General features: G+C 40.0%; 15 protein-coding genes. 1 reads left to right on the top strand and 14 read right to left on the bottom strand.

Features of this window, described 5'->3' with window-relative positions:
• Positions 1–51 precede the first annotated feature (51 nt).
• The 11 genes from ptsP to MKY88_RS09030 all read right to left on the bottom strand — a co-directional run bounded on the left by ptsP (position 52) and on the right by MKY88_RS09030 (position 10,613).
• Entirely contained in the window at positions 52–1,764 is a 1,713-nt protein-coding gene (gene ptsP, locus MKY88_RS09080; protein ID WP_340813453.1) for a phosphoenolpyruvate--protein phosphotransferase, read from the bottom strand.
• Entirely contained in the window at positions 1,761–2,027 is a 267-nt protein-coding gene (locus MKY88_RS09075; protein WP_193831623.1) for an HPr family phosphocarrier protein, read from the bottom strand. Before MKY88_RS09075 ends, ptsP begins: the two co-directional genes overlap by 4 nt.
• The gene (locus tag MKY88_RS09070; protein ID WP_204162653.1) at positions 2,027–2,776 is read right to left on the bottom strand and encodes a glucosamine-6-phosphate deaminase; all 750 of its coding nucleotides are present in this window, start codon (positions 2,774–2,776) and stop codon (positions 2,027–2,029) included. The genes MKY88_RS09075 and MKY88_RS09070 overlap by 1 nt, the downstream gene beginning before the upstream one ends.
• Positions 2,754–3,464, bottom strand: coding sequence for a sugar isomerase domain-containing protein (locus MKY88_RS09065; RefSeq protein ID WP_193831621.1), 711 nt, complete (start codon positions 3,462–3,464; stop codon positions 2,754–2,756). The genes MKY88_RS09070 and MKY88_RS09065 overlap by 23 nt, the downstream gene beginning before the upstream one ends.
• 33 nt (positions 3,465–3,497) lie before the next feature.
• The gene (gene nagA, locus MKY88_RS09060) at positions 3,498–4,649 is read right to left on the bottom strand and encodes an N-acetylglucosamine-6-phosphate deacetylase (protein ID WP_193833635.1); all 1,152 of its coding nucleotides are present in this window, start codon (positions 4,647–4,649) and stop codon (positions 3,498–3,500) included.
• A gap of 96 nt (positions 4,650–4,745) precedes the next feature.
• On the bottom strand, positions 4,746–6,695 hold the full coding sequence (gene nagE, locus MKY88_RS09055) for an N-acetylglucosamine-specific PTS transporter subunit IIBC (RefSeq protein WP_340813452.1): 1,950 nt from the start codon (positions 6,693–6,695) through the stop codon (positions 4,746–4,748).
• Between the two features lie 174 nt (positions 6,696–6,869).
• Complete coding sequence (locus MKY88_RS09050) at positions 6,870–7,808, bottom strand: ABC transporter permease (protein WP_069480963.1); 939 nt, start codon at positions 7,806–7,808, stop codon at positions 6,870–6,872.
• Positions 7,786–8,706: an ABC transporter ATP-binding protein gene (locus tag MKY88_RS09045; protein ID WP_025114913.1), complete on the bottom strand. Its 921-nt coding sequence runs from the start codon at positions 8,704–8,706 to the stop codon at positions 7,786–7,788. Before MKY88_RS09045 ends, MKY88_RS09050 begins: the two co-directional genes overlap by 23 nt.
• A 42-nt stretch (positions 8,707–8,748) precedes the next feature.
• Positions 8,749–9,471, bottom strand: a complete 723-nt coding sequence (locus MKY88_RS09040) for an ABC transporter ATP-binding protein (RefSeq protein WP_328201958.1) — start codon at positions 9,469–9,471, stop codon at positions 8,749–8,751.
• Positions 9,472–9,480: 9 nt separating this feature from the next.
• Entirely contained in the window at positions 9,481–9,837 is a 357-nt protein-coding gene (locus MKY88_RS09035; protein ID WP_258268392.1) for a GntR family transcriptional regulator, read from the bottom strand.
• The gene (locus MKY88_RS09030) at positions 9,834–10,613 is read right to left on the bottom strand and encodes a hypothetical protein (protein WP_328201963.1); all 780 of its coding nucleotides are present in this window, start codon (positions 10,611–10,613) and stop codon (positions 9,834–9,836) included. Before MKY88_RS09030 ends, MKY88_RS09035 begins: the two co-directional genes overlap by 4 nt.
• Before the next feature lie 208 nt (positions 10,614–10,821).
• Between MKY88_RS09030 and MKY88_RS09025 the strand changes: the two genes are divergently transcribed.
• Complete coding sequence (locus MKY88_RS09025; protein ID WP_069480958.1) at positions 10,822–11,034, top strand: cyclase; 213 nt, start codon at positions 10,822–10,824, stop codon at positions 11,032–11,034.
• A 58-nt stretch (positions 11,035–11,092) separates the two neighbouring features.
• Here the strand turns inward: MKY88_RS09025 and MKY88_RS09020 are convergent, their stop codons facing one another.
• Genes MKY88_RS09020 through MKY88_RS09010 form a run of 3 tightly spaced genes read right to left on the bottom strand, consistent with a single transcriptional unit; the run spans position 11,093 to position 15,004 of the window.
• Positions 11,093–12,643, bottom strand: coding sequence for a hydantoinase/oxoprolinase family protein (locus tag MKY88_RS09020; RefSeq protein WP_328201965.1), 1,551 nt, complete (start codon positions 12,641–12,643; stop codon positions 11,093–11,095).
• Positions 12,636–13,739 carry a DUF917 domain-containing protein gene (locus MKY88_RS09015; RefSeq protein ID WP_069480956.1) on the bottom strand — a complete coding sequence of 368 codons (1,104 nt, stop codon included), beginning with the start codon at positions 13,737–13,739 and terminating at the stop codon, positions 12,636–12,638. Before MKY88_RS09015 ends, MKY88_RS09020 begins: the two co-directional genes overlap by 8 nt.
• Entirely contained in the window at positions 13,736–15,004 is a 1,269-nt protein-coding gene (locus tag MKY88_RS09010) for a cytosine permease (RefSeq protein ID WP_328201966.1), read from the bottom strand. Before MKY88_RS09010 ends, MKY88_RS09015 begins: the two co-directional genes overlap by 4 nt.
• Positions 15,005–15,067 lie beyond the last annotated feature (63 nt).

Here is a 15,067-nt window from a genome sequence, read left to right as displayed (position 1 = left end):
TTGAGTTCATCTACAGCCTGAACCACCTTAAAGATAGTTTTGAGCATAAAGTTATTTTACTGCATGCTTTACTTTTTCCATAACTTCTTCAGCTGTTGCACATTGTAATGCCTCAGCCGCTAAAGCTTGCATGTCCTTTACAGACAGGCGCTTCAATAAAGAACGTGTTTTTAAAATGGATGTTGCGCTCATTGAAAATTCATCTAAGCCTAAGCCAAGCAATAAAGGAACTGCTAGCTCATCGCCTGCCATCTCTCCACACATCCCTACCCATTTCTGTTCTTGATGGGCGGCATGAATGACCATTTGAATCAAGCGTAAAATAGCTGGATTATAAGGCTGATATAAATAAGATACTTTTTCATTCATACGATCTGCAGCCATTGTATATTGAATTAAATCATTCGTTCCAATGGAGAAAAAGTCAACTTCCTTAGCAAAAACATCAGCCATCACTGCTGTAGCAGGAATTTCCACCATCATGCCAATTTCAATGTCAGCACTTACTTCCTTCCCTGCTGCTACTAGCTTTTCTTGCTCTTCTAACAAAATAGCTTTGGCATCTCGGAACTCTTGTATAGTCGCAATCATTGGGAACATAATTTTCAGATTGCCATATACAGATGCTTTTAGTAATGCGCGCAATTGCGTACGGAATAATTCCTGTTGATCCAAGCATAGACGAATGGCACGATGACCAAGGAATGGATTCATTTCTTCTTGTAGCGGTAAATACGGCAAATGTTTGTCTCCACCAATATCTAGTGTTCGAATGACCACAGGCTTACCTTGCATTCCTTCAAGAACTGTCTTATAAGCTGTAAATTGCTCATCCTCAGATGGCAGATTTTCTCGACCCATATATAAAAACTCTGTTCGATATAAGCCAATTCCTTCAGCCCCGTGACGCAACACGCCCTCCAAATCGCCTGGAGAGCCAATATTAGCGGCTAGCTCTACATGTACACCGTCTTGAGACACCGTTTGTTCGTTTACTAAAGTTGACCATTCCGCTTGTTTAGTATGACAGCTTTGCGCTTTTTCTTGATAGCTGGCAATTACATCTGCCGTGGGATTAATAAGCACTTGACCTGATAAACCATCCACGATTAATAAATCTCCATCTTGAATAGTCGTAGTTGCTGCTCCAGTTCCAACTACTGCAGGAATCTCTAACGAACGGGCCATAATCGCTGAATGAGAGGTACGGCCCCCAATATCAGTAATAAAGCCAAGAACAAAGTTACGATCCAATTGAGCCGTCTCTGAAGGAGTCAAATCATTGGCTACAATAATCACCTGTTCACTAATATTACTTGGGTTTGGAATATGTACACCGAGTAAATGTGCTAACATGCGGTTTGTCACATCTTTAATATCGGATGCACGTGCACTCATGTATTCATCATCCATACTTTCAAATAATGCCACAAACATTGATGAAACTTCATGTAAGGCAAACTCTGCATTGACCCCTTCGTCAGCTATTTTTTGATTAATAGGCCCAATTAATTCTGGGTCATTCACCACTAATAAATGCGCATCAAAAATGGCTGCTTCCTCGGCACTGAATTTTTTTAATGTTTGCTGTTTGATCGCCACTAACTCTTGCTCCGTTTTGGCAAGGGCGGCGGCTAAACGTTGCTGCTCCGCCTGAACATCTTGAACTGTTGTTTGGCTAAATGTTAAATCCGGTTGTACAAAACGATACGCTTTAGCAATGGCAATGCCGTCTGAAGCGGCAATACCAGTGAGATGTGTCATTGTGCAAGCCCCATTTCTGTCAATGATGTTGCTAATGCCTCAAATGCTTGCTCTTCATCTTCCCCCTCTACATAAAGTGTAAATTGAGAACCTTGCTTTAATGCTAATCCCATTACGCCAAGAATAGATTTTAAATTTGCTGCTTTTTCTTCCGTACGCACTTCGATAGCGGAAGTGAATGGCGTAGCCTTTGCCACAAGCTGGCTCGCTGGACGTGCATGAATTCCTAAAGGATCGATTACTGTAAATTGTTGTGTTTTCATTATTTATTCTCCTCTACTTGTAAGTCTGTTAAAATGATGACATTTGGATGTCTGGATAAAACACTTGCTGGAATTTCCTCCGTATAATCAGAGGCCAGCACACGTTCTAACACCTCACGCTTAGTTTCTCCCACTGCTAGTAACAAAATGCATTTTGCACGCATTATAGATTGAATCCCCATAGTGAACGCTTGCGTGGGAACTTCATCAATCGATGAGAAGAAGCGAGCATTGGCGTGACGAGTCGATTCTTCCAATGTCACAAGATGTGTCAAGGATTCAAATGGTGTGCCTGGTTCATTAAAACCAATATGTCCATTTTGTCCGATACCCAGCAATTGAAAGTCTAAGGAATGTTGTTGTAATAGTGCCTCATAGCGAGCTGCTTCCTCTAAAGGATCAGCTGCTAAGCCATTTGGTAAATAAGATACCTGGAATGGTTTTTCGTGAAATAAATGCTGATGCATATAATAGGCATAGCTTTGCTCATGGTTAGCTTCAAGCCCTACATATTCATCCAAATTAAAGCTAATGCAATTCGAAAAATCAATATCCGTTTTACAGATTTTAGCATACAACGGTTCCATCGTCCCACCAGTAGCTAGCCCGAACGTTGTGGACCCATTATTTTTAGCATCTGTTATGATGGCTACTGCACGTGCATATAAATCTTCTTTTGAATCAAATCTTTCTATGTTCACCACATATCCTCCTTTTCCTAAAGACTTAAAAATGAATGCGCTGACCATATTGATCAATGAGCTCGTCATTATTGGTGTTGCCTAGGTTACTGCTAGCAAACACTGGTAAGCTGGCGCCTTGTTCATGCAGAACTTCAATGATTCGGGCGAATAGAGCATTTAATAGCGCTGCACCTAACACTGTAGATACAGGTCCATATTGCAACTCATCAACTGTTAAAACCCCATCCCCTAACGGGACATGCGTATTTAAAACGTCATCTACGATATCCTCTAAACGTTTGCCTGTAGGATGGCGTGATGGCTGATGTTGATAGGCCAATGATTGCAGTGAGATCGTATGCGCACCTGCTTCTTTTGCGTAGATCGCCATATCAATAGGGACTGGATTGTTGGCAGATGTTGAAATAACGATACAAACATCTTTGTCATCAAACTGTAGCTGATCCTTATAGGAGGCTAAAAATGATTGCTTCTTTTCATTTTGTGAAGATTGCCGTGCTCCCTGATGTAGCATTAAGGATTCAATGTGTATCGGTTTGACAGGGACTAAGCCACCAGCCCTGAAATAACATTCTTGTGCTAATAACATGGAATGGCCTGAACCAAATAACTGGATAATGCCTCCCTGTACGAGACGTTTGACGATTAACTTTGCTACATGGTTAATTTGTTCATTTTCTTGTTGTGCCACCATTGTTAAATAGCGATTGACTTGTTGAAAATAGGTATTCATGATCTATCACCTTTTCATTTCAAACGTTTCTTACTAATTGTTTGCATGCATATTGATTTGGCCAGCTTTAATCGTTTGATGTAGCAGTAAATGTTCATCCACAATCACCGCATCCGCATCATATCCTTCTATAAGCTGCCCTTTGTTCGTTAATTTTAATTGCTGAGCGGCATTATAGCTGGACATTTTCACAAGCTCCTCCAATGTACAATTGGTAATCTGATGCATATTTCGTACAGCTTGATCCATTGTTAAAATACTACCTGCCAGTGAACCGTTCGATAAATGGGCTCCTGATTCTGTCACATGCACCAATTGACCACCTAAATCATATTCACCGTATGGCATACCCTTCGCTCGCATCGCATCCGTTATTAAAATAATTCCGTCTGCCCCCTTCAAGCGATAAGCCATTTCCACAGCTCCTTCATGCATATGAATAAAATCAACAATCAGTTCAGCCTTTATGGCATCTAAAAGCAAAACACCACCGACCACACCAGGATCACGATGATGGAATGGGCGCATTTGATTGTATAAATGAGTCCCCTGTGATGCACCTAATTGAACAGCTTCTTGTATTTGATCAAATGTAGCATCGGAATGACCAATTGATACAATAATTCCGCTTTCAGAAAGGCTTTGGACAGCTGTCATTCCATTAGGTTCTTCAGGTGCTAGCGTAATTTGTTTAATTTTTTGACCACTTAATGCTTGCCATTTTGTAATAATTTCTACATCTGGCTGGACAATATAATCAAGTGGCTGAGCTCCTGCCCGCTGCTTCGATACGAAAGGTCCTTCAATATGAAGACCTAGTACTTCCGCTTCATCTGGCTTTGGCTGGAATTGTGCCACATTGGTGATGGCCCGTTCGATATTGTCAAAGCTTTGTGTCATCGTAGTTGCTAAAAAACTGGTTGTACCTTCTTTTAAAAGTGATTTGGCCATGATATGTAACCCTTCATCGGATGCATCCATTGTATCCATTTGGGCAGACCCGTGAATATGCATATCAATAAATCCTGGCAATAAGAACTTGCCTGAACCATCTAATTGTTCAACGCCCTGCGCCTCAATATGATGGGCAATCTGAGCAATTTTGCCATCCTTCATCCACACATCCATCTGTTCATCTCGACCACTAGCATTGACCACTGTGATGTTCCGAATTATTAAACTCAAGAAAAACATCTCCTCTTCTTGAACAAGGGCTATTGAAAAGGTTCCATTTGCAATATCATTGCCCATGTATTCCTCCGCAAACAGCCCTATGAATTGTTACTTTTTCATTGAAATAATATTGGTAGAGCCTGCTCTTTGGAAACCTGATTTTCCTAGCGTAATCTCTTGCCCCATTAGGCTAGTGAAAACTACAGGGGTAATAATGGAAGGCACTTGTTCCTTAATTTTTTTGATGTCTGCTTTTAATAATGCATCCCCACGCTTAATTGTTTGACCATCTGAAACAAGTATGTCAAAGCCTTCACCATTAAGCGTTACAGTATCTAATCCGACATGAATTAATAATTCTAATCCTGTATCAGATTTTAAACCGATCGCATGCTTCGTAGGGAAAATCATCACCACTTGACCGTCAAACGGTGCATAAACAGTTCCATCTGTCGGACGAATCCCAAAACCAGGACCCATCAGGCCAGCCGAGAATGCTTCATCCGGTACTTCTGATAAGGGTAATAAATCTCCCGTCATCGGCATTTCAAAATCATGGAAAGTTGTTGCTGCTTCATTTTTTACTTCCACTGTCGCTACAGGCTGTTCCGTCGGCAACTGGGCATTAGCTGGTGCTGGGTTGCCTTTTTGCAGACGTTCTTTCATAGCCTCAGCTAAAAACTCAACAGATGTTCCAATAATTACTTGTACATTGGTTTTACTAATACGCATAACACCTCGCGCACCTGTTTGTTTCAATGTTTTCTCATCCACGGCACTGGCATCCTGTACGGACATACGTAAACGAGTCGTGCAGTAATCCACTTGCTGAATATTATCTTTACCACCTAATGCTTCAATTGTGTAGTAGGCACGTAAATCGATATCATCGGAAATAGCTGAATGTGATTCTCCATCTTCTTCATCATCATCTTCACGTCCTGGTGTTTTTAAGTCCAGTTTTTTAATTAAGAAATAGAAGACCACAAAATAAATTGCCCCAAAGCCTAAACCTAATGGTAGTAGCAGTAATGGATTATCGGCCAAACCTAAGTTTAGCAAGTAGTCAATTAACCCTGCTGAGAATCCAAAGCCATCACGGAACCCAACCATATAGGCAACCGCAAGCGAAATACCTGTTAGTACTGCATGGATACCATAAAGAACTGGTGATAAGAACATAAATGAAAATTCAATCGGCTCCGTAACACCTGTTAAAAAGGCAGTTAAAGCGATAGATACGAACATCCCACCGACGATCGGGCGTTTTTCTTTTTTCGCTGTAAAATACATCGCAAGACAAGCCGCTGGTAAACCGAACATCATAATTGGGAAGAAACCAGCTTGGAAATGTCCAGCGGTTGGATCTCCTGCTAAGAAACGATGGATATCCCCTTTCACAATTTCTCCCGCGGCATTCGTAAATTCCCCGAAATCAAACCAAATAACGGTATTGATTACATGGTGAAGACCAACTGGTATTAACAGACGGTTGAAAAAACCATACATCCCAACGCCAAGTGATCCTGCACCGATCATCCAATTGCCGACAGCATCAATACCGCCCTGAATTGGTCCCCAAACGATCGCTAAAATACTCGCTAAAATCGCCATGGTGATGGACGTAATAATTGGTACAAACCGTCGTCCACCAAAGAATGATAACCATTCTGGAAATTTCACATTATAATATTTGTTATACAGTAAGCCTGCCGTAATACCGGCAATAATACCGCCAAACACACCCATATTTAATTCTTCATTAACCGTCCCTAAAACGGCTATTAATACGAGGTGAGCAATCGCACCCGCAAGAGCTGCTCCCCCACTGCTATCATGTGCTAACCCCATCGCAATACCAATCGCAAAAATAATAGGTAAATTGCCTAGTATAGCATTCCCAGAAGCGGCCATAATACTAGCAATATACTGGATTGCTTCATTCGGTACTGCACCAAGCATATCCCCAGAACCTAAACGCAAAAGCAAGGCTGCTGCCGGTAATGTCGCGATTGGAAACATAAGTGACTTACCGATTTTTTGTAAGAAAGCAAACATTCTTTATCCCCCTTTGGTATAGTTGTCTAGACCACTTTTATGAAAAAAAAGCGTTTTCATTAAGTTGCTATTATTATAGGCGCAATTTGAAAAAAAATAAATACTTTTTTAATAATTCTTGCTGCAAAAAAAAACGTACCCCAATAAAGTATTAGGGCACAGTTCTTATTTAAATTATGCAGTAACGTCTCGTTTCATAAAGGATGTATAACTAATCACTAGGAAAATTACAGCGTAAATAGCTAATACAGTTAGCGAGAATGGCATTGTCATATCTGGAACCATTAACATATCTTTTTCATATTGAGTTAAATCTGAATGTGTTAGCCAAATATATTTTACAATGTCGTATCTACTTAAGAACATGACGATCATGCCACCTGTAAATGAAAGGAACATCGTTAAGCCGATTGCTAATGAGCTAGAACGGAACACTGAACCGACTAAAAAGGCAAATAATGTCGACATGACAAAATCACCGCCAGATAGTAGGTAATGATAGGCTAAATCATTCCATACTGCCTTTTCAGCCACCTGCCCATTGACAATCTCTAATTCCACACCTGAACCTACCCCAAATAATACTAAACCTACAATTGCACTCACGACTACGTTTACAGCAACTAAAAACAAACCGAATAAAAAAGTCGTCAATAATTTAGACGTTAACACTTTCGCACGGGACATTGGACGAGTCAGCAGCATTTTAATGGTACCTGTTGAAAATTCACTAGATACAATACTTGCAGCTGTAATAACCGTAAATAACGTAACAAGTGTTAGCATATTGCTTGTAAAGGACATAAAGCTTGCAAGGCTGTTATCTTTTTGACTCGGCGCATCATGGGCTAAACGGTACTCCGAAATAGCAATTCGCTCTTCAAAAAATGCTTTGTCTTCCTCGGATATATCCTCCTCTGCTAGCATTGCCTTATTATTTTGGATAGACTGCTGCTCTATCTCCTGCCATGATCCTTCATCTGATGATTTACCCTCATAATATTTCATGATGCCACCAGGAACTAGAATGACAAGGACAAGCATAGCGACCATTGCCCACGTCCCTTTTTTATGCCATAATTTCATCCATTCATTTTGAATTAGCTTCAGCAATTTGTCCGCCTCCAGTCATTTCTAAGAATTGATCCTCTAATGTTTTCTGATGTGGCTGTACGGCAAATAGCTGCATACCTGCTTGCACAAGCCCTAACGTCAATGCAGGAACATCCTCTTTCTTCAACTCAATTACATAGCCCTGATTCACTGCCTCAAACTTGTAATCATGTTGTGCCAGATGGGCAGAAACCTGCTCTTGTGGCTGTGCTTCCACATAGTAGAACGATGTACTTTCATTGTGAATTTCACGAATGTCGATCAGTTTACCATTTTGAATTACGGCTACTCGATCACACATTAGCTCAATTTCAGATAATAAGTGACTAGATACAAAAACAGAAACATTATCTTCTGCCGCAATTTTGCGAAGGTACATACGGAATTCTCGAATACCAGCTGGGTCTAAACCATTCGTTGGTTCATCTAATATTAGAAATTTTGGTCGATGTAACAGCGCCTGAGCAAGCCCAAGTCGTTGACGCATACCAAGAGAATACGTTGAAACCTTCTCATGGATACGATTTTCTAGACCAACCTGTTTAACGACCTCCATAATTCGTTCTTTTGTAACATTTTTATGCATACGTGCAAAATGCAATAAATTTTTATAGCCTGACATAAATTTATACATTTCTGGATTTTCGACAATCACACCAACCTTGCTAATCGCTTCCTCATAATGCTCCTGTAGCGAAAGCCCATCAATGATGACCTTGCCCTCTGTTGGATGCATGAGACCTGTCATCATACGAATCGTCGTTGTTTTCCCTGCCCCATTAGGTCCTAAAAAACCTGTAATTTGTCCTGGATATAAATCAATGTTTAATTGTTGTATTAATTGCTTTCCATGAATGGTCTTCGATAGATTTTGCAATTGAACAATTGGTTCTGTCATATTTATTCACCCTTTCTTTTTGTTACGCCTAAGCCTTTATCGTTAAAAGTTATTGTGGTCTGTGTCATTGGTAGAATGACGATAAAAACCTTTCATCCACTCAACCGCATCTTTATTGGTCACATCACGTAATGTCTCTACGTCTTCATAAGCTGTGATAGAGCCAGCTTTTAATAAAATAATTTGATCTAAAATCGGTTCAACCTCATATAATTCATGTGTAGACAGCAAAATCGTTTGATTTTCAATGTCCGTAAATTGAATTAAACCTTTAATGAGCTGCTCTCGCACAATGGGATCTAGCCCAGCAAATGGTTCATCCATTAAATAATAAGGAACTTCTCGGCCCAGTGTAGCAGCCATTTTCATACGACCACGATTCCCTTTTGATAATTGACGTAGCTTCGTATTTTTATCCACCTGTAAAAATTCTGCTACTATACAAGCCTTATCATAGGAAAAGTCTTCAAATTGTGAGGCGTAGTGCTGAAAAAGCTGTTCCCCCGTATAATAATCAAAAAACAAATCTGTATCTGGTAAATAAGCAATTTGGTCCGCACTACGTCGGGAAATAGGTTGACCATTTAATACTACTTCACCAGTTGAAGATCGTAGTAAGCCAGCTAAAACTTTGAGAAGTGTAGATTTACCACTACCATTTTCCCCAACTAGCCCAATGATCTGTCCAATAGGAAAGGAAAAGGATATATCCTGTAAAATGGGCTTATTTTTATACTGAAAAGACACATTCGATAGCTGTAACATTCCTTCACCTCACGCTTTATTTTCTAAAACAACGAGCATTTCTTCTTTAGAAAACCCCAATGCCTCGATAGATGTTAAAAAACTTTCGGCTAACTTATTTTTCATATCTTCTCGTAATACTTCAATGCGTTCTTCATTGGTCGTAATGAATGTGCCCTGTCCTCGTTTGGTTTCCGTTATATTCATTGCCTCTAACTCCTTATAGACTCGTTGCACCGTATTTACATTGACACCCGTTTCGACTGCATATTCTCGAACAGAGGGCAGTCGATCCCCAAGCAATAGTTGCCCCTTCAAAATGTCCCCGCATATCCGATCGACAAGCTGACTATAAATCGGTTTATCACGTGAAAAATCCATCGTCATCGTAATACCACCTTTTCAAGCCACTTGGATGCCGCTAAAAAGAGCAGCACGATGAGTAAAATGAAAGCAACTTCTTCAACAACATAAATAGAGCCTAGCCTCCATTCCATCGTTGTTGTCGCTCTTACTTTGGGTAAAAACGGTTCTAATTTGCTTAACGAAATGGCGCCACGTTGGAAAACCATTTCATAAAAATGACTCTCCGTTATTCGTACCCAAGCAGATGTTGTAAAGCCAAAAGCAACCATCGTCAACACAATGGAAAAACGCCCAATCACATGCTTCAATTGCAAGTAAAAAGCTAAAAAGAACAACAGCAAAACAAATAACATAAATTGGAAAATGGTTAACATAATAACAATTATTACCAAAACAAAAACGATTTGTCCAATATTTGCAATAAACTCTTCTTTTAGATGAAAGATGGCAAAACTCACAAAGAGCGTATTAAAAAGCGCATACCCTATTAGTGAACAAGCTATCTTTGCTCCTATTAGCTTTGTGATGGAGCTAGTGGAATGGAGCCAACTTTCCTTAGCTTTAATATCCAATCGCATACTCCCTAAAAATTGTAAGACGGAATAAAATCCACCTACAAAAAGAACGAGAAGCGTAAAGGCAAATGCAAGCTGATTTTCTTGAGCAAAGAGATCAACGAATTGATGCAATACATAGGGAACGATCCAGGAAAGCATAATGCCTGCAAATATCCCCATCAAAAACCAAGAGCGGTAAAGTACCCATTCTTTTTTTAAAAGTCCTACAAAACTTTTCATGCTCAACACCTCGTGTCATAGTGTACTAGTCAGATATTACACTATGACTTATTTATTTTCAAGTGCCAAATACAAGAAAAAAGAAGATAGAGCCTCATTTGGTTAGGATGAAACCATTAACCTGTATAGCATAGGGTCTTCACGCATCAATTTAGTAAAATCAGAATACATTGAGAGCACACGAAGACGGAGGAAAGGTGATAGTGGAATGGAAAAAAGGGTGCTATTTGATTTTGACATTGAGTTTACAAATGGAGGGGGCATTCAAGGGCAAAGATTCCGCCTTGATATTGAAGGAGATGACATATCTGACGAAGCGTTAGCTCAATATATTGTAGAAGATATGAGGTTACTAATGGTTGGCAGAGTAAGCATTCTTAACAAGAAAATTATTAATGAAAAACATAAACGACAAGATTAGTCCAACTCGACCTCTTAATGCATTAAAAAAGAAGAGCCCTCTTTAGGACTCTTCTTCGCTAAATCATTTTCCCTACTACTTTTACTTTTAATCTTGTTGCGTTTTCTGGATGATAGGCTAATGGTGTTTCTTCCACTTCAACCAATTCAATGGTTTCCGCAAGGGCACCTGCTAATACAGCTTGTTTTACTGCTTTATTTTGTGCGTCTTCTAAAGATTCCTCACGAGGTTCTTTGGAATAAATATAAATTTGCTCGTATTGTCCACTAATTTGTGCAATGGATGCTCCAATGGCGTTTGCCACACCGCCGTATTCCGATTTGACAATCGTTGAAACACCTTGAATTTTTTCTGGCACAATAATACTACCCCCGCCCACTAAAACAAGCGATACATCCTCTGACGATGTTTTCATTTTATCAATGGCCTGTTCTAGTAACGAAGAAATTTCTTCTTGAACGGCTTTAGCAAATGCTTCATCAATATGTGCCACTAAATTTGGATCTCCTACTTCTGCAAGACCTAAACGGACGGCAATATCTGTTGTTGTCATAGTCGACCCACCAAAAACTAATGCCTCTTCACTAATTTTATAGCCGACACTATCTGGACCAACGGTAATTTTATTATCCTTCACTCGAACGATACTACCGCCACCTAGTCCGACTGAAATAATGTCAGGCATTCTAAAGTTAGTGCGGATGTCCCCTACCTCCACCGCGACTGAAGATTCTCGGGGGAATCCATCTTGTAACACGCCAATATCCGACGTCGTACCACCTACATCTAATACCATTGTATTTTGAATTTGTGATAAATACGAAGCACCTCGAATACTATTTGTTGGCCCACAAGCTATCGTCAAGATTGGGAATTGCTTCGCATAGTCGATGGACATTAATGTACCGTCATTCTGACATAGGTACACTTCTACATTAAAAATGCCTTCCGCTTGAAGGGCCTGAATAAAGCCCTGTGTTGTCGTCTCGATAACCTTGCATAGAGCTGCATTTAGAATCGTGGCATTTTCACGTTCAATTAAGCCTACAGAGCCAATTAACGATGAGCAAGAAACCGGGAAATCTTCACCATAGATTGCTTGAATCCAGTCACGAACCTGCAATTCTTGATCATTTTTAATAGATGAAAAGACACCTACAATAGCAATTGATTCTACTTGGTCACGCCATTCTTCTAAGAGCTTTGTAACCTCTTCCTGATCAAGCGCACTCAATAACTGGCCATCGTATTCATAGCCTCCATGTGCGATTGCATAATTTCCTGATAATTTATCAATCATATCGGATGGCCAAGCTGTATAAGGTAGAACCGAGGCTGTAGCTGGATAGCCCAGTCGAATAACACCAACCCTTGCTAGTTTTTTACGTTCAACAATGGCATTGGTACATTGTGTTGTCCCTAGCATGGCATGTGTAATTTTCGTTTTATCAATGTTTGCCCCCTGTAATAATTGCTGTAATGATTGTTCAATACCTGATTTAATATCTAAACTTGTCGGTGACTTCACACTATAAATAAGCTGACTATTATGATCTAAAAGTATGGCATCTGTATTTGTTCCGCCTACGTCAATTCCAATTTTATACATGTTCAGCTACCCCCTTTTTCACCAATTCTTCAATTGGCACGAAATCATAATCATAACCAAAGTATTTTGGTCCTGCTGTTTCTATCCCTTTTGCTGTGCGCCATTTTTCATGTGATGGTAAACCAATTACGCGCACACGTTTGCCGTATTTTAAACTTTCTGTCGTCACAGGCAATAATGTTTCATAATCGACTAAACAAATCAGATCTGGTGTCATCGCTACAACTTGATCGTTCTTCTCTGCCAATAAGTTTTCATTTTGGAAATGCACCTTCATCTGATCATCTTTATAGCCATCAATTCCTTCTAGAAGCATTTTCCCTAAGTTAAAGCCGCCCTTCGTTTCACGAATCACATCGACAATTTTCCCTTGAAATAACTCGTACCCTGCAATAAGCTTTAAAAGGCTTGCTAGCTTATCGTTCACCTCTTGATCTTTAGAGGCAATAATTTCACCAATTTTTTCTGAAAGTGTCACAATATGATGCACACCACTTTTCTTAATTTGAGCACCGGTTGTTGGATACAAGCTCACTAAAGAGCTAGCTCCCATCTCAACAGTTGCAGAGCGAGCAATACGCTCTGTCCATTTATTATCAATCGTTTCAAAAATGCCGATATTGCCCTTTTCATCTGTGATGGCCATAGGTGTGGCCGAAATGCCATCTAAGTTAAACGTCACCATTTGCAACTCTGGGAATGCGCGCCCCATACCATCGCAATCAATCAAAGGTAAACCTAGCTGTGCAGCTACCACAATCGGAATCATCGAATTGACCCCACCCGCTTCCATCGGGTATGTACCAGCAATTTTATCCTTACCTAAATACTGCGCAAGCTTTTGGAAAACCTTTACGAACTCGTCGCCACGAGGAAATTTTTCAACTAAAACCGATGGTGCTCCCATCATAGCTGCGGGAATGAAAAAATCCTCATCATCAATTTCATCCACGGAATACAACCGAACAGGGCCATTTTTTTCAATGGCAGAAAGCGCCATTAATTTCCCGATATATGGATCTCCGCCACCTCCAGTTCCTAAAAATGCTGCACCTATAGCTATATGTTCAATAGCCGCTTGATCTAAATATCTCATCTATGTTCCTCCAATATGACAGTTTTTTGTACGGATACACGATACCCAACATAATAAATAACAAATGAAATAATAATGCCGATCATTGGTTGATTAGGTAATGTCGGCAATTTAGGAAATAAGGAGAATACAACGGGCATACAGGCAATCACTGCCCCAACTAGCCAAGAAAACACCCCTAAGCGATTAACGCCTTCCACCTCAACCCAGCTATCTTTACGACCTTTATGGATGACCCAATAGGAAGCAATCATGACACCTGCAACAGGTGGAATCATCGCGGATAGAATCGACATAATCGGTGTGAAGTAATTTAAAATCCCTACGACCGCTAAAATCGTACCAATTGTCCCAGCAACAAAAATCGCCATTCTCTCTTTGTTTTTAGCTACGTCAAATACATTAATTAAGGCAATACCGCCTGAAATCGCATTGACCAAATTGGTTTTCCAAGTGGCTAAAATCAAGCCAACCCCGCCAATAAATGGTGTAGCAATATGCAAAAAGACTGCGGTAATGTCACTTGTTTGATATGCAATTGTTAAAATAGCCCCTACGCCAATCATTAGCACTCCAGCAGGAATAATTCCTAACGTAGCAGCCTTGAAAACATCCGAACGTTTTTTGGAAAATTGAGAATAATCACCCGCTATAACTGCCCCTAATGCGAATGAGCCAATTGTTACTGCTAACCCATCCATAAAGCTCATATTTCCTTGTGGTTGGTAAGCACGAATAAACTCCAGCTGATCCCCAGCTAATGTTTGAACTAAACCATATACGCAAATAATGACTAATAATGGGACAGCAATATAGCTTAATGTACGTAATACTTTCATGCCATAAATAGCAGATACAACCATGACCATACCACTTATGAACGATGCTAGAGGAACTGGTATATTCAAGTGATAGATTGCTAGCAAATTCGCTAAGGCAACCCCACAAACATTAGCCTGAATACCAAACCACCCTAAGCAAGCGATAGCTAGGATAATAGATAAAATAGTACGAGAGCCCTTTTTACCGAACACTTGCCCAGCGACATGAACAGTCGGCCTACCTAAATCACTACTTTGCATTCCTTGTAATATCATAATGAATACGACGATTGCGTAGCCTACAAATGCTACAGCCAGTGCCTTCGATAAACTCATACTTGTAATGAGTGCATTTCCTACTAATAAACTAGGAATACATATCATGGCACCAGCCCAAATAATCCCTAAGCTATACCACGATTGAACATTGTTGTCATTTCTCAAGTGACTCCCTCCTTATACTTGGGTGATGGATGAATGTTTTTAATTATAAAGAAAGCATAGAAG

It is taken from the genome of Lysinibacillus sp. FSL R7-0073, assembly GCF_038009065.1.
Lineage (GTDB): Bacteria > Bacillota > Bacilli > Bacillales_A > Planococcaceae > Lysinibacillus > Lysinibacillus fusiformis.
The sequence above is the reverse complement of the archived record's forward strand: the minus strand, read 5'-3'. Positions and strand labels throughout refer to the sequence as shown.